This window comes from Blautia sp. MSK.20.85 (assembly GCF_013317245.1).
Taxonomy (GTDB): domain Bacteria; phylum Bacillota; class Clostridia; order Lachnospirales; family Lachnospiraceae; genus Blautia_A.
Map to the genome: position 1 here is coordinate 25,100 of NZ_JAAIUN010000008.1, position 21,250 is coordinate 46,349.

Consider the following 21,250-nt stretch of genomic DNA (forward strand, 5'->3'; position numbering starts at 1 on the left):
ATAGGCAAAAAGAAAGCGGCGGCTCTGAAAATCAAAGCCGCCGTAATTTAGAAATGGCGCGTGAAGATACCTCTGCTCTGCGACGGCTTTTTTCTTTTGCCGTCGTCCGGCAGATTATAGTTCTATTCTTTAATTTACATTTTGTTATTCAGTTCTGAAAATAGCACAATTGTAGTTAAAACAGAAATACCAGTTCTTATCGATTCATGTTATACATATGCCTATAGAAAAGAAATCGCAGATAAAAGAATATTAAAAAATCGAATAGTATATCTATTCGACGAAATAATAGCAGATGAAATTAATCGTTACGATTCTTGTGGAAATGATCCAGATTTAGCTCAAAATATGATTCAACAACTAATTGAATTTATTGAAAAACACTATTTTGATATTCCTCGCAAAAAGATAATAAAAATCATCTCCCGTCGTCTTGAAGAAATCCGCGAAATTGATAATTCCAGTATTATTCTAGGCTATTCACCCGAAAAGATACTAGAGGGATTTTTAATAAAACTTGCGGAATTTTATGATTACAAATTATCACCTAACTTTCTAGAAAAATACGAAAAGGAATTGCCTCATTCTCCTTCTTACTATAAGAATGATTATCAATTTTACAGGAATAGAAAAAAGAACTATTTTTAATTCGTAAAAACCTCCCGGTACATTAATTTGCACCGGGTAATTTTATATATTCAAAATTGTTCTAAACCATGCTATACTAAAAGAGCTGTCGAACCTCCAGCAGAAAGGAGGTGGCCACGATGGAAGAAATTCTCACCACATTTCTTGTCTCCGTTGTAGCAGGCGTAGTTAGCTACTACATATGCAAACGGCTGGACGGTAGACGATAGGCAGCAACAGCCTAAACGGAATAACTCACCGTAACGAGCAAGAAAGCCCCCAGAGCTGCAACTCTGAGGGCTTTCACTTTGCCACTTGGAATCTCACCACATTCCTTAGCTGTTATTATCATATGCTATTACCGGTAAAAAGTCAACTCAAAACGTCACGGAGCTCTCCATATTTTCTGGCGTTTGTCCTAAAAACGTCACAAAACCATATCTCTGAATCAACCCACATATCCAGAAATGGCTTAAAATCAACACTTTCCAGACTTCACGGTATAAATATATTGCTTTTCGCCACAAAAAGCGGTGGGTATTTTTTATCTGATCATTTGTTTTTCAGTTCTTCCACTGCTTTTTTGATTCTCGCGCATGCTTCCTGAAGCTCCTCATAGCTGCATGCATAAGAGATTCTTAAGTATCCTTCTCCCTCGGAACCGAATGCAGATCCAGGTACCAGGGCGATCTTTGCATTATCAAGAAGATACTCGGCAACCTCCATTGAAGTCATTCCAAGGCTCTTGATATTTACGAAGATATAAAAAGCACCATGTGGGTTGTTACAGCTGATCCCATCGATCTCGTTCAGAGCTTTTACCACATAATCTTTTCTTCTCTGATACTCTTTTCTCATTGCCTCAACATCATCTGCACAATCAGTTAAAGCTGTGATCGCTGCTTCCTGTACAAAGGAAGATGCGCAGGTAACTGTATACTGATGAACACGTACGCAGGCCTGGATGATTCCAACCGGCGCACACAGATATCCAAGTCTCCATCCTGTCATGGAGTAAGCTTTTGAAAATCCTCCTAATGTAATGGTACGCTCTTTCATTCCCGGAAGAGATGCAATACTTACATGCTCTGTTCCATCGTATACAAGCTGGCTGTAGATCTCATCTGCGATCACAAGAAGATCATGTCTGATGGCGATCTCGCTTAATTTCTCAAGTGTCTCTCTAGAGAAAACACCACCGGTCGGGTTGCTTGGGTTTACAACAACGATCATCTTAGTCTTATCTGTGATCTTTGACTCCATCTCCTCAAAGTCGATCTGATAATCGTTCTCCTCTTTCAGGCTGTATGTTACAGGTACTGCACCAAGTGCTGACGGAACATGGATGTAATTCAGCCATACCGGGTTCGGGACAAGAATCTCATCGCCGGGATCCAGGAAAGCGTCCATGGATGCGAAAGTTGCCTCACCAACACCTACTGTTACAAGAACTTCAGATGCTTCATAATCTGTACCATGGTTCTCGTTCTCCCATTTTGCAATGGCTTCTCTCAGTTTCGGGATACCATAGTTGGATGTGTAAAATACATGTCCTGCTGCAAGGCTCTCATTTGCTGCTTTTTTGATCTTCTCCGGTGTATCAAAATCCGGACGTCCGATCTCCAGGTGAATGATCTTCTCTCCTGCCTGCTGCATTTTGTTTGCTTTTTCCATTACTGCACGGATACCGGAAAACGGAAGGCATTCCATTCTTTTCGCTGTCTTGTACTCCATATTCATTTCCTCCTGAACCCTTTTATTTTTCTGCGGATATTCCGCTGTTTTTACTGCATTTAATATTTAAGCGTATAGCTGATGTCTCAACTATACGCTTAAATGGTATCATCGTAGTAATATTAAGTCAATTTAATAATTTGTATGTATAATATTAAGATTTTTTATATTTACTTACGCGTTATATTTTGTTTCGTCAAGCTCATTTTCTTTCTTGTTAACGATAACGTTGACTGTTGCATCACCGATTACGTTAAGCGGAAGAAGTGCCATCTCAACCGGACGGTTGATCGCTACAACCAGTGCATATGCGATCATACAAAGGTCAGATGTCCAGCCCATACCGGAAAGGATTGTTACGATCAGAGTTGTTCCGGCGATCGGGATAGCCGGGCAGCCCATTGCCGCACAGATGGAAAGAAATGCGACTGTGATCAGGTTTGCCGGTGTAATGTCAATTCCGGATGCTGTTGCGATAAATGTTACTGCAAACATATGCATAACAGTTGTACCGTTCATGTTGATGGTCATACCTGTAGGAAGAACGAAGCTTGTGATCTCCTGGGAGCATCCAAGTTCATCAAGGCATGTTCTGGTGTTCAGCGGAAGGCATGCTGCGGAAGAGTTTGTGGAGAATCCGAATACACCAACTTTTGCGATCTTCTTAAGGAATTTCATCGGGCTTAAGCCTGTTGTAAGGCCGATACCGATCGGGTAAATCGTTACTACAAGTACAAACAGTGTCAGCATTGCGCCTACGATGTAAGCTGCTGCCGGTGCCAGATACTCAGCTCCGTAGATTGCGAATGTACGGGAGATCAGGCAGAAGATTGCTACAGGACCAACTTTGTTGATCAGGAATGTCAGATACAGGTTGATGATGTCGCTTAAGTTCTCAAGTACGCTTTTCAGCGGTTTCATCTTGTCGCCAAGTGCGTTCATGCAAAGACCAAGAACGATAGCTACTACTACAACTGCAAGGATGCTGTTATTGCTGCTGAATGCGGTTCCGATATTGGACGGAACTGCTGTTACGATTGTTGCAAGCGGGTTGAACTGATCCAGTGTTGCAGCCTCTGTAACTGCCTCTGCCGGAAGTTTTACGTTGAAAAATCCAGCTGTTTTCATTGCGAATGCAACAATACCTGCGATAAGTGCGCCAACTACATAGAAGCAGAAGAATCCAAGTAATGTACGTCCTGCAATTCTTCCAAGCTTGGAGGAACTGGAGATACTGCACATTGCAAGGCTTAAGGATACCAGTACCAGCGGTACGATCGCCATCTGTAATCCTCTCATGAACAGCTGTCCGATGATGTAGAAGAGACCGATGGAATGAAATCCCTGATCTGCTGTGATATCCTGGAACAGAAGTGCATTGATCACGTTCCATGTCCCCTCTGACATCTGCTGTTTCAGAAGCATGAATCCAAGTCCTACGACCAGACCGCCGACCAGAGCAATCATCATGTTTCTTACTATGTTGTTCTGTTTTTTCTCTTTTGCCATAGTTTCCACCCTTTCCTTTCTTATCCTAAAAAAGTGCACTTTTCCATATAAAGAGAGCCGGACAAATCAACGCAGTAATCCCTTGTACTAAATCTCCTTTGATTTATCCGGCACTCTATCTCTCATGTGAATGTAATGTACTTTATTTAGTTTTTATAAGTGTTTGATCTCAATACCCTCTTCTGTGAATTTTTCACGGATCTTCTGTACAAAAGCGAGTGCTTTCGGTCCGTCTCCGTGTACACAGAGTGTGTCTCCCTTGATGTCAAGCTCTTTTCCGTTGATGGATGTTACTTTTCCTTCTTTGATCATCTTCACGCATCTTTCGATGGCAATGTTCTCATCTGTGATCATGGATCCCTCCATCTTTCTCGGTACAAGAGAAAGATCATCCATATATGCACGGTCTGCAAAGATCTCGGATGCTGTACGGAGTCCCTTGCTCTCAGCGATATCACCGAGAACTGCTCCTGCACAGTAGTAAACGATCAGATCTTTGTCATACTCACAGATTGCCTCGCAGATTGCTGTGGAAATGTCCTCATCATACTGGCAGGCATTTCCCATTGCTCCATGAGGAGCGACATGCTGAAGCTTCATTCCATAACTTTTTGTGAATGCAGCCAGTGCTCCGATCTGGTATCTGACGTAATTCTTAACTTCATCATGAGAGAGAACCATCTTTCTTCGTCCAAAGCCAAGAAGATCAGGATATCCAGGATGGGCTCCAACCATAACGCCACGTTCCTTTGCCATGCGGACTACCTTATCCATTACCATTGGATCGCCTGCATGCCAGCCACATGCTACATTTGCTGTTGTGACATATTTAATGATCTCTTCATCTCCGCCCAGCTTGTATGCGCCAAAGCTCTCACCCATGTCACTGTTTAAGTCAATACTGTACATGTTGCTACCTTCCTTTCTTTCTTTACTTGATAAAAGTATAACATGTTAAATAAGAATAATAAAATAGATTATTATTTCAGAATATATTAATGTTTTCTATATTTCTTTTGTAATAGATTTTACATTTCTTTTATTCTTTTTAGAAAAAAATATTGACATCAGATAAAACATATGCTTAAATAGTCATATGAACATTCAATCATATATTCATATAAATTTCAAGGAGATTTCATATGGAAGAGAGCTTAAAAAAGAATTCCATGGAGTCCACGGATTCCTGTGGCTGCGGTTGCGGCCACGACCATCATGAGGAACATGAGCATGAGGAACATGCACATGAAGAACACCATCACCACGATGATGAGCATTGTGGATGTGGCTGCGAAGATCATGAGCATGAACATCACCATCATGATCACGATGATGACCACTGCGATTGTGGCTGCGAGGATCATGATCACGAATATCACGAGCATGAACATCATCACCATCATCACGACGATGACCACTGCGGCTGTGGTTGCGAGGATCATGATCACGACCACCACGAGCATGAACATCATCATCATGATCATGACCACGAACATCACGAGCATGAGCATCACCATCATCACGATGACGAACACTGCGGTTGCGGCTGCGGGGATCACGACCACAACCACGAGCATCACGAGCACTCCCACAGCACAGCATCCGCAAAACGTGTCTACATCCTGGAGAACCTGGGCTGTGCCCACTGTGCTTCCAAGATGGAGGAACAGATCCAGCATCTTGACGGCGTAGAAAGTGCAACCATCACTTTCGCCACCAAACAGCTTCGCTTAAACGCCGCTGACCCAGATGCTCTGCTTCCGCAGATCCGCAAGATCTGCACCTCCATTGAATCCGAAGTCAAAGTTGTTCCGAGAAACCCGAAGCCAGCCGCTTCTGCTGACGTAATAACCAAGATTTACCTTCTGGAGAACCTGGGCTGTGCCCACTGTGCTTCCAAAATGGAAGAACAGATTGCAGACCTCGACGGCATCTCCGAAGCCACCATCACTTTTGCTACCAAACAGCTTCGTGTAACCGCAAAGGATCCGGACCGCTACCTTGATCAGATCCGTAAGATCTGTACCTCCATTGAATCCGAGGTCAAGGTTGTTCCAAGAAGCAACAATTCCGGAGAAAAGACAAAAACTTATATTCTGGAAAACTTAGGCTGTGCTAACTGTGCTTCCAAAATGGAAAAACAGATTGCAGACCTCGACGGTATTTCCGAAGCTACCATCACTTTTGCAACAAAACAACTTCGCGTTACTGCAAAAAACCCGGACCGCTACCTTGATCAGATCCGCAAGATCTGTACTTCCATTGAATCCGAAGTTGTAGTAAAAGAAAAAGATCCGAAGCCAAAATCACAGACAGCTGCATCCGAAACTCACCCATCCAGCAAAAAGAAATCTTTTTCCAAAGAAAAGATCGACACGATCTGTATTATCATCGGCGCGATCCTCTTTGTTGCCGGTGAGATCATGGAACACAAAGGATTTGCAGATACTGCCACTCTTCCGTTATTTGTGATTGCATATCTGGCACTTGGCGGTGTGATCGTTGTAAAGGCAGCCAAAAACATCTCCCACGGACAGGTATTCGACGAAAACTTCCTGATGAGTGTTGCAACTCTCGCTGCTTTTGCCATCAATGATTCCGCTGAGGCCGTAGGCGTTATGCTCTTCTACCGAATCGGCGAGCTTTTTGAGGAAAAAGCCGTTGAGCGAAGCCGCGGACAGATCATGGACGCTGTAGATCTTCGCCCGGAAGTTGTAAACCTTGTTGTTGGCGATGATATTCAGGTGATCCCATCTGAAGAAGCTCAGGTTGGCGATGTTCTCCTGGTCCGTCCTGGCGATCGTATTCCTCTTGACGGCGTGATCATCGAAGGAAGCAGCCGTATCGACACATCCCCAATCACAGGTGAGCCTGTACCGGTTGCTGTAAATGAAGGTGATGAGATCACTTCCGGATGTGTAAACACTTCCGGTCAGTTAAAGATCCGCGTGGAAAAACCTCTCGAAGAGTCCATGGTCACACGTATCCTGGATTCTGTAGAAAATGCAGCAGCAAGTAAACCGAAGATCGACCGTTTTATCACACGTTTTGCAAAAGTGTACACTCCTTGTGTTGTAGGAATCGCTGTTGCAACAGCACTGATTCCATCCCTTGTAACCGGAAACTGGCATTACTGGATCTACACAGCCATCACCTTCCTGGTAATGAGCTGCCCATGTGCTCTTGTACTTAGTATCCCGCTTGCATTCTTCTCAGGCATCGGTGCCGGTTCCAAGAAAGGAATCCTGTTCAAAGGCGGCCTTTCCATCGAGGGATTAAGCAACCTTGGCGCTGTAGTTATGGATAAAACCGGAACCATCACAGAAGGTAACTTCCAGCTTCAGAAAGTTGTAACTGCCGGTAAATATAACGAAAACGAACTTCTTTCCATGTGTGCAGGCTGCGAGCAGAACTCCACACATCCGATTGCAAACAGTATTGTAGCTGCCGCAAAAGAACGCGGAATCCAGTTTGAAAAACCGATCTCTCTGGAAGAAATTTCCGGACATGGAATTGTCGCAGAAATGCCGGAGGGAAAAGTTCTCTGTGGAAACCGCAAGCTGATGGATAAATTCGGCGTCACCATCGGAGAATTAAAAGAAGCCTCTTACGGCTCTGAAGTATTTATGGCTGTAAACGGAACTTTTGCAGGATATATGCTGATCTCCGATACTATCAAACCAGATGCAAAAGAAGCCATTGCTTCCCTGAAAAAACTCGGTCTTCACACAGTTATGCTTACCGGAGATTCCGAAGACAGTGCAAATGCCGTAGGAAAAGACGCGGGAATCGATGAAATTTATGCCAAGCTCCTTCCGGAAGACAAACTCAACGCCCTGAAAAAGGTCCGTGAGGCACACGGAACGGTTATGTTTGTCGGTGACGGAATCAACGATGCTCCTGTACTTGCAGGTGCAGATGTAGGCGCGGCCATGGGAAGTGGTGCAGATGCGGCTATCGAGGCTGCAGATGCCGTATTTATGAACTCCAACGTAGATGCGATTCCTCAGTCTATCGCCATTGCACGAAACACAAACCGCATCGCATGGCAGAACGTAATATTCGCCCTTGTGATCAAGATCGCCGTTATGATCCTTGGTCTTGCCGGACATGCCAACATGTGGATGGCCGTATTTGCAGACACTGGCGTTGCCATGATCTGCGTGCTGAATTCCATTCGTATCCTGTATAAAAAATAAAAAATTTGACCGGTGCGTTTTTTTCAGCTACAATAGAAGTTAATAGTTTGGAGGATGCGCAAATGAAGAAACCACATATCGATTACCCGATCAATGATGATACGCTTTACCGGCTTGCCGACCTGTTCAAGGTCTTTGGTGATCCTACCAGGATCCGTATCCTGTATGCGCTTTCTGTAGAAGAACTTTGTGTGCAGGATATTGCCGACCGGCTTTCCATGACACAGAGTGCGATTTCTCATCAGCTTCGTGTGCTGAAGCAGATGTCACTGGTCAAATTTCGAAGAGATGGAAAAACAATCTTCTACTCCCTGGCAGACAGCCACGTGGCAACCATCATGAATCAGGGTCTGGAACACGTAACAGAAGAATAAAACATAAAAAGCACCAAAAGCCGATCCGCTTTCCAGCAATGAAAATAGCAGATCGGCTTTTTTATAAATAACGTTCAGTTCCGGCTTTTTTTATTCATTTACACAATTAATAGCATCAACCGTCTTTTTATACTCAGAAGACACTTTTTCAAGAAGTTCCGGCAGCTTTGCCTCATCCGGAGCACCGCCTCTGAGTTCTTCTGTCAGATCACTGGAAACTTTAAACAGCTGTATGAATCCCAGATTTGCACAAACACCCTTTAATGTATGGGCAGCACGGAAAGCTTCCTCATAATCCGCTTTATCCATGGTATCGACAAGTGTCTGATAACTTGGATCATCAAGGAATTTTCTGGCAAATTTTTCTACCAGCATTTTGTTTCCCGCAAAACGTCCAAGCACCTCTTCGTAATTACTTTCAATCGCACTATAGCACTGTTCAATTGTCATTGTATATTTCTCCTTTCCATCAGGCATCCTCCGTATTTTCACGGTCTGTTTCCTGGCCTGTACATTATTTATATTTCTCTCTCGCTCTGTGGTGAAGTACCATCGCTCCGTATGCAGGCATTCTCACATGAAGGATTCCCGCATCCGCAATATATTCCTCTGCCTTTTCTGTGTAGCCATCTCTGGAAGAAAGCATCAGGCGCTGAAAAGCTGTCGCTTCTTTCCGGCTTACACCTGTTTTCCAGGCTGTTACCCTCACATCTCTCTCATAATCCTGATTATTGATGATCACAATGATCTGCTCAGAATCAGAAAAGCGGCCATAACTTAAGCCCTGATGATCGTTCCACAGAAACTCCAGGGAACCTTTTGCAAGGAGCGGATATGCCTTGTGTATACAGATCATCCGTTTATGAAAATCCAGCATCTCAAGATCTTCTTTTCCCCAGGGATAAGTTCTGCGGTTATCCGGATCTGTAAAGCCACACACACCGGCCTCGTCCCCGTAATATACCGTAGGTGCACCTGGCCACGTCATCTGGATCACAACCGCCTCTCTCATGATCCCAGGATTAATGCCTGCGGATGCCGCCTCTGCACCTGCATAGGAAAGCCTTCCTACTCTGTGGTTGGTTCTTGTCAGGAATCTGGAATGATCATGGTTGGAAAGCTCATTCATGGCCCCGTAAAGAGCTCCCATGTGCAGTGACCGCATATGATGCTTCATGGCACCGATAAAGGCCTCACTGTTACCGTAGAGGTCTTCCCTGTACTCATCGCTGTGTTTCTCCATTCCTGTCAGAAACCAGGTCACAGGCTCCATAAAAGCGTCATAGTTCATAACCGTATCCCACTCATCACCCAGAAGCCAGCTCTCCGGATTTCCGTAGTGTTCTGCAAGGATCACCGCATCAGGATTAGCCTCTTTTACCGCTTTTCGGAACTCTTTCCAGAAATGGTGGTTAAAATCATTGCTGTGTCCCAGATCTGCAGCCACATCCAGTCTCCATCCATCTACGTTATATGGTGGAGAAACCCATTTCCTGCCAACATCAAGGATTGTCCGGCAAAGTTCCTCAGATCCTTCGTAATTCAGCTTCGGCAAAGTATCATGGGTCCACCAGCCATCATAGGTGGGATTATATGGCCAGCGATTCTGATCCTGGAAGCAGAAGAAAGAACGATAAGGGCTGTCCGCAGAAATATAGGCTCCTTTTTCGTATCCTTCCTGATTTTCATAGATCCGTTCTCTGTCCATCCATTTATTAAAAGATCCACAGTGGTTAAATACCCCGTCCAGGATCACTTTCATTCCTCTCCTGTGGATCTCTTCCACAAGCTCCCGGAAAAGCTCGTTGCTGGCCTTAAGATTCCGTTTATCGGTCACACGGCGGATATACTTAAGCGCATGGCTGTTATCCCGGTCTCCGGGGCTCAAAAGGCCGTCACAGTCCTCCACGATCTTTCCGATATGAGGATCGATATGATCATAGTCCTGGCAATCATATTTGTGGTTGCTTGGGGAAACAAACACCGGATTCAGATAGATCACATCCACCCCAAGTTCCTGGAGATAATCCAGTTTATCCATAACTCCCTGAAGATCACCGCCATAAAATTCCCGTACCCCCATGACTGCCGGAATCTTTCCCCAGTCATCCACTTTCACGGAAATATCCCCGATATAGGAGTATTCTCCGGTTTCCACATCGTTGGAAGGGTCTCCGTTATAAAAGCGGTCCACATAAATCTGGTACATGACAGCACCCTTCAGCCATTCCGGCACATGATAATCCGGATAGATCTCAAATTCTGTCCGTTCCTCATGCCTGGTGCTAACACCATCTGTATCATAATAGCAGGTAACAAGCCCTGAATGGATTTCAAAATAATAGTGTACAATGTCCTTTCCCATTATGATCTGTGCAGTATAGTAATCAAAACTTCCGGAAGTCCTCTCCCGTTTCATTTCCAGATATTCTCCGTCATGCACAAGACAGACGTTGTCCACATTATTTCTCTGGGTACGAAAACGAATGGTCACGGTATCGCCTTCCCGTGGTTCTACCGGTGTTCGGTAATATTCCGTTCCGTCACTGAACATTGCCTCTTTATTTAATACCGGACTCATATTGAGTATATACTGCATCTTCTTTGCTGTCTCCATGCTTTCATATAACATTCTATTTTCCTCATTCCGTTTTTAGTACCATGTTTTTAAATATATTATCTTAATTTTTTCCATCCCGCAAGCATATATATCTGTTTTCTCCGTAATCCGTCTTTTATTTTTGGGCAGTAAAAAAGGCAGCTGGTTAAGCTGCCTTTTTTGGAGAAGGTATTTCTTCTTATGGGGTGTAGCAAAAACTATATAATGTATTGGGGGGTTTTTACGATATTTATAGTACCATGTGTCCCCCAAAAAGTGTGCACAAAGTTCACAAAATTCAATATATTTTTTTGTGCATTTTATTCGTTTGTTTTTGCAACCTCTTCTTTTTCTGTTGTAAAAAGTGCTTCAAACTCTTCACGATGTATCTTTTCCTTCTCGAGAAGAAGGGCCGCACAGCTGTGAAGAACGCCGATATTCTCACGGATGATGCTCTCTGCATTCTCATGGCACTCACGGATGATACGGGAAATCTCCCCATCAATCTCTCTTGCCACTTCCTCACTGTAGCCTCTGGTATGTGCCAGATCACGGCCGATAAACACTTCATCGTCATCGTTACCATAAGCGATCAGGCCGATCTTTTCGGACATACCATATTTCATTACCATGGAACGGGCAGTCTCTGTGGCACGTTTGATATCATTGGATGCACCTGTTGTAATATCTCCGAAAATGATCTCCTCAGCCACACGGCCTCCCAGAAGCGTTGTGATGTCCTCCAGCATCTTGTTTTTTGTATTGAACATCTCATCGTTATCCGGAAGCGGCATGGTGTAACCGGCAGCTCCCATACCTGTAGGAATAATGGAAATGGTGTATACCGGATCCATATGCGGAAGTACATGAAACAGGATCGCATGGCCAGCCTCATGATAAGCTGTGATCTTCTTCTCTTTGTCAGAGATGACCTTGCTCTTCTTCTCCGCACCGATCCCAACTTTAATGAATGCTTTTTTGATATCTTTCTGCATGATGTAAGGACGGCTTTCTTTTGCTGCGTCAATGGCAGCCTCGTTGAGAAGGTTCTCAAGATCCGCACCGGTAAATCCAGCCGTTGTCTGGGCGATCTGATGAAGGTCCACATCGTCTCCCAGCGGTTTGTCCTTGGCGTGGACCATCAGGATTTCTTCTCTGCCCTTGACATCCGGACGTCCCACACCGACTTTTCGGTCAAATCGTCCCGGACGGAGGATTGCCGGATCCAGAATATCCACACGGTTGGTCGCTGCCATTACGATGATACCCTCATTTACCCCAAAACCATCCATCTCTACAAGAAGCTGGTTCAGTGTCTGCTCTCTCTCATCATGGCCGCCGCCCATTCCGGTTCCTCTCTGACGGGCTACCGCATCGATCTCATCAATAAAGATGATACACGGTGCATGGCGCTTGCCCTCTTCAAAAAGATCTCGTACACGGGAAGCACCGACACCTACGAACATCTCCACGAAATCCGATCCTGAAATGGAGAAAAACGGAACACCGGCTTCTCCTGCAACTGCCTTCGCAAGAAGGGTTTTACCAGTTCCCGGAGGGCCCACAAGGATCACTCCTTTCGGAATTCTGGCGCCTACCTTGGTATACTTCTGCGGGGATTTCAGGAAGTCAACCACTTCCTCCAGATCCTCTTTCTCCTCCTGAAGACCTGCAACATCTTTGAATGTTACTTTCTTATCATCAGGGGTAGACATTCTGGCTCTGCTTTTTCCGAAGTTCATCATCTTCGCATTGCTTCCGCCGCCTCCGGACATCTGCCGGTTCATCATCATAAAGAAAAAGATAAGGATCGCACCGGTAAGTACCACCGGAAGTACTGTTCCGATCATGGAACTGTCTTTGGGTACATTGCGGATCGTCGGATCAATGTCATATTTTTCAAGAAGCTCTTCTGCCTCTTTTACATCGGTTACGTAGACCGTCCTCTGACCGTCTGAAACAATGTTTGCCGTTACATAACCGGTGGGCACTTCTCTGTTCTGATGAATCACTGCATCCGTTACTTTGTCTTCTTCCAGAGCCTTTTCCAGCTGGCCCATTGTGTAACTGCCCTGGGTAGATACCTGGTCATTGAGATACAGATATCCTGCGATCAGTGCCACAATAAGCAGAAGGTACAGGCCTATCTTACCTGAATGCTTGCTCACTTGGTTAAATCTCCTTTCAGTCCTCCATCTCCACTACTCCGATGTAAGGAAGGTTTCTGTATTTCTGGGCATAATCAAGTCCATATCCTACCACAAACTCATCCGGAATGTTGAAGCAGCAGTAATCTACCGCTACATCTGTCACACGTCTTTCCGGTTTATCAAGAAGTGTACAGAGTCTGACGCTGGCCGGATGTCTGCCTTTCAGGATACGCAGCAGATAGCTTAATGTTCTTCCTGAATCAATGATATCCTCCACGATCAGAACATCTTTTCCTTCCAGAGGCTGATCCAGATCCTTGACGATCTTTACAACACCGCTTGATTTTGTGTCATCGCCATAGCTGGACACAGACATGAAATCCAGTGTTACCGGACGTGTGATCCTCTTGGCAAGCTCGCACATAAAGAAAACGCCGCCTTTCAGAACACAGATCATGTGTACATCTTTTCCTTCGTAGTCTTTGTTGATCACATCTGCAACTTCCTGGATACGGGCATCTACCTCTTCTTCACTGAGTAAAACCCTGATTTTTTCGCTCATGTTAATACTCCTCCTTGGTAATGTAATTCTAACACTCTCCCTGTAGTGGAAGTGATCTTATACTGTTCGTTCATTCGTCCTCCCGGTATCCAGAGGATCTCCGATCCTGCGGCAACAACCGGAATTTGATCTCTTAACCCTGCCGGGATCTTCTCATCAATAAAGATCCGGTTCAGTTTCTTTCTACCTCCGGCGCTGTTTACAACAAGATAATCCCCCTGTTTTCTGGTACGAACGCATGGACTACCTTTTATTTTATCATAATCCATCCATTTCGTATACTTTTTTTCTTCAATCTTCTGATTCTTATAGTGGAAAATTTTTGTCTCAAAAATTCCAAACGGACATTCCAGGATCCCGGACAGCGGAATTTCAAAAAACATTTCCGCCGGATTCCCGGAACCTTTTTTTTCTGCTGACACACCTTCTGTGGTCCCCGGTCCGGAAACTGTCTTTTCCAGGCGAACGCCTCCATAACTCCGGACAGCCTGAATATTCCCCGGAAGCTTTATATAGCGTCCGGTTTCTTTTTTTTGGAGGGAAAAAACCTGCCTTACATGAAGAGACGTAAAATCCTTTCGTTTTCCCGACAGCCGCTCAAAAGCTTCCATAACCGCATACTCCCGGACAATATCCGGTTTCTCAAAAAATGCACCATCCAGCAGGTATCCGGTTTTCTGTCTGCATTGTTCCAGAAGTTCTGCGCCCTTTCTGCGAAGGTATCCGTCTGCTTCTCTCAGTATTCTGGCTGTTTCCGCCATATGTTCTACCGTTTTTCCGTTAATTTCCTTTTCCATGGCAGGAAGCACATGATGCCGGATCCGGTTTCTGGTATATCCATCAGAAAGATTACTGCTGTCCGTAATATAGGAAATCTCGTTCTCTTCCAGATAATAGACAATTTCCCTGCGTTCTAAACATAAAACCGGACGGATGATCCCGTCACTGCAGGGATGTATCCCGGAAAGTCCCCGAAGTCCGGTTCCCCTTGCCAGATGATGCAGCATGGTTTCTGCCAGATCATTACGGTTATGAGCCAGCGCAACGCAGAACCGACGCTCATTTTCTTCCGGGAATTCCGAAAAGGCAATGCGCTGTTTTTCCTTCGCAAAAGCCTGTTTTCGGACGATCCGTCCGGTTTCTTCTTCTCCCAGCCTCCATTTTCTGGAAAGTTCCGGAACCGGATAATGATAGGACTGAAAAGGAATCTTCCACTCCTGGCAGATTTTTTTTACAAGGTTCTCATCTCTGTCCGCCTCATCTCCCCGGATTCCATGATGAACATGGACTGCCTCCAGGAAAAATCCAAATTCTTCCTGGATACTTTTCAGGATATGAAGCATGGCAATGGAATCTGCCCCTCCGGAGACTCCTGCCGCAACAATGTCTCCTGCTTTCAGCATCTGATTTTCTCTGATATATTTCTTTACACGTTCGATCATTTTTTCTCCTGTGTTTAACCAAATCAAGTAAGTCCCCTGCTTCAATTGCGAATATCCGCTTGACTAATCCTATTTTTTCCATAAACCAGCCACAACGACGGTCATATCATCCCGTGCACGATAGTCACTGTATCCCAGAACCCTCTCCAGAATTCCACGACCGATCTCTTTTGGTTCTTTTTCATGGACATCCATGATGATCTCTTTCATGGTCTCTTCCTCATGTTCTGCTGGCAGTGCATCCAGGACGCCATCCGTCATCATGATCAGATAATCTCCATGATACAGTTTTCTGGAAGCCGTATCAAAATCCAGCTGCTGGATCAGGCCCGCTGCCAGACTTTCGGAAGCAATGGACTCTACCCAGTGATCTCTTTTTATAAAAGTGGAAGATGCTCCCGCTTTCAGGAAATTACAGATTCCCGTATAAAGATCTACCGCACAGATATCCACCGTAGAAAACATCCCTTCCCGTCCTTTCAGAATCAGGGCGGAATTCACCATTCTGGCCGCTGTCTCCTGGGAAAGTCCGGATTCCATAAACTGTTCCAGAAGTTCCACTACGATCTCACTTTCCCGGAAAGCTTCCATTCCGGATCCCATTCCATCGGACAGGCAGAGAAAAAACCTGCCATCCTCTTCCTGACGGCAGATATAATTATCCCCGGAAACCTTTTCTGCTTCTCTTGTAAGCCTGGCTACCCCGTAAAGGATCTGATAGCTGACATCTTCCACAAAATGTACCGTATGGAAATCTCCATTTACAATACTCCTGCTTCCCTGTTCCGGCGTCATGGGGCTGCCACATATTCTGGATAAAATCTGTGCGATTTCTGTCATAGAAACACACTGCCCGCTTCTGGCACGTAAACTCAGAAATATCTGCCGTCTTCCCTCAATCTTATCCATCACCCAGACATTTTTTATGAGTACGTGTTTCCTGCGGAAGGCTTTTCGAAGTTCTTCCTGAAACCTGGGATCTGCCGGCATAATATCATAAAGCTCTTCTGCCATATGATCCATGATCCTGGAAATCTCTGTCAGCTGCTGAGCCACAGCAAGCCGGCTTTCGATCATCCGGTTGTCCCACACAAGATTCTGCCGTTCTTCCCGGAATCCTTCGTTCAAAACCTGAAAATACTGGGCAGAACGCCCACAGGCACTCATCCATTCACTGCGAACCTGACGAACAGCCTCTTCATCCCCCTCCTCCATGACTCTTAGCATATGCTCGCTGTTCCGCATGGTTTCTCCTGCACGCTCGCCCCAGCAGATCTCTCTCTGATAACATCTGGAGCACACACAGGCGCTAGTATCCGAAATGATTCGGTTCAGCTGTCCTCCACTCAAAAATTCCTTTCTGTAAGGCATTCCATAGAATGTATCCGCAAGTTTCCGGAAGGATGCTGCATATCGTTCCACCTTCTCCTTCTGGGGATGGCTTTCACTGAGCGGCATCATCTCTTCTTTTGCCTGTGTTCTTCCCGAAAAGACAGTTTTTGCCATGTCCCGGAGTATCAGCAGAATGCTGACTACGAGCATGGCAATGATCCATTCCTGCATATTTTCCCCTCCCCTTATAACCTTCACTGACTGATTATTATAAAGGAGGTATTCTGAAATATCTGTCAAAGTAACACGAAACTTATAGAAAACTTTTCGCCAAAATGCTTCTGCATTCGCTGTGCTAGTTTTCTTCCTGGAACACGATCTCGTTATCCTTCACAAGTCCAAGCTTCTCACGTGCTGCTTCTTCCACGTATTCATCGGTTTTCATATATTCTTTTTCGGCTTCGATCTCCTTGGTGCGTTCTTTCTCACTGTCAATGGATTTCTCCAGTGCCACAGCCTTGGAATCGTAGTAATCCAGACGTTGCTGCAAAGTCTTGCTCTGCACCATAAGGCTTCCAAGCAGAACCAGTGCGATCACAGCAATGCCTGCCATGCCAAGGTAATTGTATCCGATTTTCTTTTTTTCTTTTCCCTTTCCTGGCTTCTTCAATCTGTCTGCTCCTTTTTACCTTTTTTGGTTTTCTTTTCCTGTTATGAGCTTATACATCCAGATTTTACAACTTCTGCAAAAAAATATCAACCAGTTTACTGTCTTTTTTTGTCTTTAATGAAACAGTCTTTTTATAAGGGATTCTTCCTGTTTCTCTTTCTTTCTGCCCAGATACGCAAGGCTGTCAATTCTGCCTTCCAGGCTCAGTTCTCCATGTTCCAGATCCAGATGTTTCACATGAAGAGTTTCGCCTTTTATGGATAGTTTTCCATCTTCTGTATGCAGCAGGATCTCTTTTTCGTCGAAAGAGATCACATCTCGGATTCCTGTGATCGTGCCGCCTTTCTGCCGTTCCAACATCAGTTTGTGGATCGCTGCGGATTTTTTTTCCTCCAAAGCCAGATTCTCCTGAAGCGATTTCTCTTTTAATTTATGAAAAAAGCTTGGAAAATAGACCTCTTCCCGGATGCTGTAGTATCAGATATAGCGGAACATACTCTCTACTTCATCTTTTTTTACGGTGTCTTTCACTTCCAGGACTTCCACCTTTACGTTACGGCTTCCAAACTGGATTTCCACGGTATCGCCGGTCTTTACCTGCACGGATGCCTTCGCCGGCTTGTCATTTACCAGAACTCTTCCCGCATCACATGCCTCATTGGCTACTGTACGGCGTTTGATCAGTCTGGATACTTTCAGATATTTGTCAAGACGCATATTTTTCCCTCCTTTAACAAAACTTTCATAGTAAAAAAGCAGGAGAAACCGGTTTCTGGTTCCTCCTGCCGTTATCACTGAATCAACAGATTATTTACCGTTAACAACGTCCTTTAAAGCTTTTCCTGCTTTGAACTTCGGAGACTTGGAAGCCTCGATTGTCATGGTCTCACCAGTCTGAGGATTTCTTCCCTCTCTTGCAGCTCTTGTGCTTACCTCGAAAGTTCCAAATCCAACAAGCTGAATCTTCTCGCCTTTTTTCAGTTCATCAGTTACAACATCGATAAAAGATTTCAGAACAGCTTCTACATCTTTCTTGGAAAGATTGGTGTCTTTCGCCATTGCTGCTACTAACTCTGTTTTATTCATGGTGTTTCCTCCTATAATTGATGTTCTCTTATTTTTTTGGCTTTGCCTTATATATATAAACCTTTTGGCTTATAATGTCAAGGTTTTTCGCATATTACAGGCGGAAGGATGCCCCATTTATTTCATGGAATCAACCATTTCAAGAACTGCCTTGCCCATTGCGTCGGATTTCTCGTCTGCATCTGCAAGAGAGGTTCCTTTTACTCCATAGTAGAATTTCACTTTCGGCTCTGTACCGGACGGTCTTACGCATACCCATGCATCGTCTGTAAGCTCATAGTAAAGAACATTGGAATTCGGAAGGCCTGTCGGTTTCTTCTCTCCTGTAGCAAGATCTGTGATCTCATCCAGCTTGTAGTCACGGACAGCAGTTACTTTATGTCCTGCAAACTCTGCCGGCGGATTCTGACGGAGTGTTGTCATAATCTCCTGGATCTTCTGGAGTCCCTCAATGCCTTTCATGGTAACTGCCTGGATCGCATCTTTATAATATCCAAACTCCTCATACATGTCGATCATTGCATCCCAGAGAGTCTTGCCCTGTGTCTTGTAATAAGCTGCTGCCTCACAAAGTGCCATAGTTGCAACGATAGCATCTTTATCTCTTGCATAGGTTCCGATCAGGCAGCCGTAGCTCTCCTCAAATCCGAAAAGATATGTACCCTTGCCACTGTTTTCAAATCCAAGGATCTGCTGTCCGATGTATTTAAATCCGGTAAGTACTTCGATGAGGTTTACACCGTATCCCTTGGCGATCGCATCTGCCAGGTTTGTTGTAACAATAGTCTTTACAAGAGCTCCATCCTCCGGAAGGCTTCCGTTTACAGCCTTTCTCTGGCTCAGCTCATAGTTTGCGAGAAGGCATCCGGACATGTTTCCGGTAAGGTCATGATACTCGCCGTTCCTGTCTTTTACACGAACGCCAAGACGGTCTGCATCCGGGTCTGTCGCAAGTACGATGTCTGCATCTACTTCTCTGGCAAGCTTCAAGCCAAGTTCAAATGCCTCTGCTGCCTCCGGGTTCGGATAGCTGACTGTCGGGAAATCTCCATCCGGAAGTTCCTGTTCCGGTACTACGTATACGTTCTCAAATCCAAGCTCTTTAAGGATTCTTCTGGCCGGGATATTACCGGTTCCGTGAAGCGGTGTGTAAACGATCTTGAGGTTCTTGCCCTCTGCCTGGATAGCATCCATATGGATGATCTGTTTCTTAAGCTCTGCCATATAAACATCATCAACAGCCTGTCCAATCACTTCGAAAAGACCTGCCTTCACTGCTTCTTCCTTGTCCATGGTCTTTACGGTATTCCAGTCGGAGATTGCCTTTACCTCGCCCATGATCCCTGTATCATGAGGTGGTGTGATCTGTGCGCCATCTTCCCAGTAAACCTTGTATCCGTTGTATTCCGGCGGGTTGTGACTGGCCGTTACGTTGATACCTGCCACACATCCCAGATGACGTACTGCAAAAGAAAGCTCCGGTGTCGGACGAAGTGTCTCAAAGATATACGCCTTAATTCCGTTAGCTGCCAGGCAAAGCGCTGCTTCCTGGGCAAACTCCGGTGACATATGACGGGAATCATATGCGATAGCAACGCCCTGGGATTTCTTGTCTACTTTTGCAATATAGTTGGCAAGACCCTGTGTTGCTCTTCTTACTACATAAATATTCATGCGGTTGGTACCTGCGCCAATGATACCACGCAGGCCAGCCGTACCAAATTCAAGATCCATATAAAAACGCTCTTTGATCTCATTCTCGTCGTCTTTGATCGCTTTCAGTTCTTCTTTTGTTGCCTCGTCGAAGTATGGGTTTTCAAGCCACTGATTATAGATTTCTTTATAATCCATGTTCCAAAATACCTCCCTGTTTCTTTATATAAGATAATTAACATTATATAACAATTTTCTGAAAAAGGGAAGTTTTGTTTTTGCCTTATTCAGACGCATTACTGCCGCAGGCATCTTTTCGGAAATTCTTCCCACTGCTTTTTCTGCCGGATCATCGTATGCAGCTTTTCCACATTTTTCCCGGATATGACTGCTTTATTGTGGGTGTAATAATGGTTGGCAAGTTTCCAGTATTTTTCCGGATATACAAATCGTACTTTCAGGTTCTGCCATTCTGACATGGAAATAGGGCGGATGGAATCATATGTGGAAAGCATTTTTTCTGCAATATATGGATCCCAGCAGTATTTTTCCAGAATTTTCCTCATAAATCGATACAGATCTGCCATCTGCACATCAAAGTTCCAGTGGCTGAAATTGGTCACTGCCGCATTTTTTCCAAGGATCAGCACATTATGCTGATTATACTCTCCATGACAGACAGTACCTTTTTCAAGAGATTGCTGCCGCAGTGTCTGATAATCCGTTTCATCCAGCATGGAAACCGCCTTTTCTCCTTTTTCCAGAAACCATTCCACACTTTTAAGATAATCTTTTTCAAAAGGGCTTGACACTCCTTTTTTCCGGATAAAACGTCGGATCTTCCGCATTTCCTGATTGTGCCGGATATATTCTTCTTTAAGATTCCTTGCCGTGTAGTCTTTTTCCAGAGGAAGCTGCATTCTCCCGTGGATCTCCGCCAGCATCCGCACACTTTTCAAAATGTCGGTTTCGGATTTTGTGTCACACTCCCGCCCTTCAAACCATACCTGTGCCGTATAGGGAATGGAATCTTTGTCTTTACTCACCAGAGCACCTTCCCGGTTTTCCAGATAGACATCTACATGGCATCCCTGCTCCTTAAGTTTTTGCAGAAGTTTCTGCTGCATGGAAAGCTTTTTTTCCGATCCGTGAAATTCCCGAAGTATGACAGGACCTCTTTCTGTCCTGCAAAGAAGTGCGCCTCTCACTCTGCCGGAAGATAACGCATTAAGCCCATACTGCTCCAGCACACTCAGACCATAATCATACAAACAAGTTCCCCCCTGCCTTATTTTACGTTCTATCTTATGCAG

The 21,250-nt window shown here is 44.8% G+C and carries 18 protein-coding genes; 3 read left to right on the forward strand and 15 right to left on the reverse strand.

The window, feature by feature from the left end; genetic code table 11:
* Positions 1 to 141: 141 nt before the first annotated feature.
* Complete coding sequence (locus G5B12_RS06360; RefSeq protein ID WP_174087935.1) at positions 142 to 648, forward strand: hypothetical protein; 507 nt, start codon at positions 142 to 144, stop codon at positions 646 to 648.
* Positions 649 to 1,179: 531 nt separating this feature from the next.
* Here G5B12_RS06360 and G5B12_RS06365 read toward each other — a convergent pair.
* From G5B12_RS06365 to G5B12_RS06375, 3 genes are all read right to left on the reverse strand, one after another.
* On the reverse strand, positions 1,180 to 2,361 hold the full coding sequence (locus G5B12_RS06365) for a pyridoxal phosphate-dependent aminotransferase (RefSeq protein ID WP_118169252.1): 1,182 nt from the start codon (positions 2,359 to 2,361) through the stop codon (positions 1,180 to 1,182).
* Positions 2,362 to 2,535: 174 nt separating this feature from the next.
* Positions 2,536 to 3,870, reverse strand: coding sequence for a dicarboxylate/amino acid:cation symporter (locus tag G5B12_RS06370; RefSeq protein WP_021976403.1), 1,335 nt, complete (start codon positions 3,868 to 3,870; stop codon positions 2,536 to 2,538).
* Between the two features lie 153 nt (positions 3,871 to 4,023).
* Positions 4,024 to 4,779 carry a LamB/YcsF family protein gene (locus G5B12_RS06375; protein WP_021976404.1) on the reverse strand — a complete coding sequence of 252 codons (756 nt, stop codon included), beginning with the start codon at positions 4,777 to 4,779 and terminating at the stop codon, positions 4,024 to 4,026.
* Between the two features lie 710 nt (positions 4,780 to 5,489).
* Here G5B12_RS06375 and G5B12_RS06380 point away from each other — a divergent pair.
* Both G5B12_RS06380 and G5B12_RS06385 read left to right on the forward strand, forming a co-directional pair.
* Positions 5,490 to 8,069, forward strand: coding sequence for a heavy metal translocating P-type ATPase (locus G5B12_RS06380; protein WP_418409306.1), 2,580 nt, complete (start codon positions 5,490 to 5,492; stop codon positions 8,067 to 8,069).
* Between the two features lie 62 nt (positions 8,070 to 8,131).
* Positions 8,132 to 8,443, forward strand: a complete 312-nt coding sequence (locus G5B12_RS06385) for an ArsR/SmtB family transcription factor (protein WP_021976406.1) — start codon at positions 8,132 to 8,134, stop codon at positions 8,441 to 8,443.
* A 90-nt stretch (positions 8,444 to 8,533) separates the two neighbouring features.
* Here G5B12_RS06385 and G5B12_RS06390 read toward each other — a convergent pair whose 3' ends face one another.
* From G5B12_RS06390 to G5B12_RS06445, 12 genes are all read right to left on the reverse strand, one after another.
* Positions 8,534 to 8,893: an Hpt domain-containing protein gene (locus G5B12_RS06390; protein ID WP_174087936.1), complete on the reverse strand. Its 360-nt coding sequence runs from the start codon at positions 8,891 to 8,893 to the stop codon at positions 8,534 to 8,536.
* Between the two features lie 64 nt (positions 8,894 to 8,957).
* Positions 8,958 to 11,075 carry a glycoside hydrolase family 13 protein gene (locus G5B12_RS06395; protein ID WP_174087937.1) on the reverse strand — a complete coding sequence of 706 codons (2,118 nt, stop codon included), beginning with the start codon at positions 11,073 to 11,075 and terminating at the stop codon, positions 8,958 to 8,960.
* 287 nt (positions 11,076 to 11,362) lie between these two features.
* Positions 11,363 to 13,210 (reverse strand): ATP-dependent zinc metalloprotease FtsH, encoded by a 1,848-nt coding sequence (ftsH, locus tag G5B12_RS06400; protein WP_330597633.1) that lies wholly within the window; start codon positions 13,208 to 13,210, stop codon positions 11,363 to 11,365.
* A gap of 16 nt (positions 13,211 to 13,226) precedes the next feature.
* Positions 13,227 to 13,754 carry a hypoxanthine phosphoribosyltransferase gene (gene hpt / locus G5B12_RS06405; RefSeq protein ID WP_021976410.1) on the reverse strand — a complete coding sequence of 176 codons (528 nt, stop codon included), beginning with the start codon at positions 13,752 to 13,754 and terminating at the stop codon, positions 13,227 to 13,229.
* Positions 13,751 to 15,196 carry a tRNA lysidine(34) synthetase TilS gene (gene tilS, locus G5B12_RS06410; protein ID WP_021976411.1) on the reverse strand — a complete coding sequence of 482 codons (1,446 nt, stop codon included), beginning with the start codon at positions 15,194 to 15,196 and terminating at the stop codon, positions 13,751 to 13,753. Before tilS ends, hpt begins: the two co-directional genes overlap by 4 nt.
* A gap of 69 nt (positions 15,197 to 15,265) precedes the next feature.
* A complete protein-coding gene (locus G5B12_RS06415; RefSeq protein ID WP_118169259.1) occupies positions 15,266 to 16,759 on the reverse strand; it encodes a SpoIIE family protein phosphatase in 1,494 nt (497 codons plus the stop codon).
* Between the two features lie 124 nt (positions 16,760 to 16,883).
* The gene (locus tag G5B12_RS06420; RefSeq protein ID WP_021976413.1) at positions 16,884 to 17,198 is read right to left on the reverse strand and encodes an FtsB family cell division protein; all 315 of its coding nucleotides are present in this window, start codon (positions 17,196 to 17,198) and stop codon (positions 16,884 to 16,886) included.
* Positions 17,199 to 17,312: 114 nt separating this feature from the next.
* Positions 17,313 to 17,594, reverse strand: coding sequence for a sporulation protein YabP (gene yabP / locus G5B12_RS06425; RefSeq protein WP_021976414.1), 282 nt, complete (start codon positions 17,592 to 17,594; stop codon positions 17,313 to 17,315).
* 81 nt (positions 17,595 to 17,675) lie between these two features.
* Entirely contained in the window at positions 17,676 to 17,915 is a 240-nt protein-coding gene (locus G5B12_RS06430; RefSeq protein WP_118062154.1) for an RNA-binding S4 domain-containing protein, read from the reverse strand.
* A gap of 90 nt (positions 17,916 to 18,005) precedes the next feature.
* On the reverse strand, positions 18,006 to 18,335 hold the full coding sequence (locus tag G5B12_RS06435) for an HU family DNA-binding protein (protein ID WP_278278404.1): 330 nt from the start codon (positions 18,333 to 18,335) through the stop codon (positions 18,006 to 18,008).
* Between the two features lie 66 nt (positions 18,336 to 18,401).
* Positions 18,402 to 20,135 carry a phospho-sugar mutase gene (locus tag G5B12_RS06440; RefSeq protein ID WP_174087938.1) on the reverse strand — a complete coding sequence of 578 codons (1,734 nt, stop codon included), beginning with the start codon at positions 20,133 to 20,135 and terminating at the stop codon, positions 18,402 to 18,404.
* A 98-nt stretch (positions 20,136 to 20,233) separates the two neighbouring features.
* On the reverse strand, positions 20,234 to 21,208 hold the full coding sequence (locus G5B12_RS06445) for a hypothetical protein (protein WP_021976417.1): 975 nt from the start codon (positions 21,206 to 21,208) through the stop codon (positions 20,234 to 20,236).
* Positions 21,209 to 21,250: the final 42 nt, after the last annotated feature.

Excerpts from the sequence above, each read along its gene's own strand:
- G5B12_RS06390 (WP_174087936.1), bottom strand. The coding sequence starts at position 8,893 with ATGACAATTGAACAGTGCTATAGTGCGATTGAAAGTAATTACGAAGAG.
- G5B12_RS06370 (WP_021976403.1), bottom strand. The coding sequence starts at position 3,870 with ATGGCAAAAGAGAAAAAACAGAACAACATAGTAAGAAACATGATGATT.
- G5B12_RS06385 (WP_021976406.1), top strand. The coding sequence starts at position 8,132 with ATGAAGAAACCACATATCGATTACCCGATCAATGATGATACGCTTTAC.
- tilS (WP_021976411.1), bottom strand. The coding sequence starts at position 15,196 with ATGATCGAACGTGTAAAGAAATATATCAGAGAAAATCAGATGCTGAAA.
- G5B12_RS06415 (WP_118169259.1), bottom strand. The coding sequence starts at position 16,759 with ATGCAGGAATGGATCATTGCCATGCTCGTAGTCAGCATTCTGCTGATA.
- G5B12_RS06375 (WP_021976404.1), bottom strand. The coding sequence starts at position 4,779 with ATGTACAGTATTGACTTAAACAGTGACATGGGTGAGAGCTTTGGCGCA.
- G5B12_RS06395 (WP_174087937.1), bottom strand. The coding sequence starts at position 11,075 with ATGTTATATGAAAGCATGGAGACAGCAAAGAAGATGCAGTATATACTC.
- G5B12_RS06430 (WP_118062154.1), bottom strand. The coding sequence starts at position 17,915 with ATGCGTCTTGACAAATATCTGAAAGTATCCAGACTGATCAAACGCCGT.
- G5B12_RS06365 (WP_118169252.1), bottom strand. The coding sequence starts at position 2,361 with ATGGAGTACAAGACAGCGAAAAGAATGGAATGCCTTCCGTTTTCCGGT.
- G5B12_RS06440 (WP_174087938.1), bottom strand. The coding sequence starts at position 20,135 with ATGGATTATAAAGAAATCTATAATCAGTGGCTTGAAAACCCATACTTC.
- hpt (WP_021976410.1), bottom strand. The coding sequence starts at position 13,754 with ATGAGCGAAAAAATCAGGGTTTTACTCAGTGAAGAAGAGGTAGATGCC.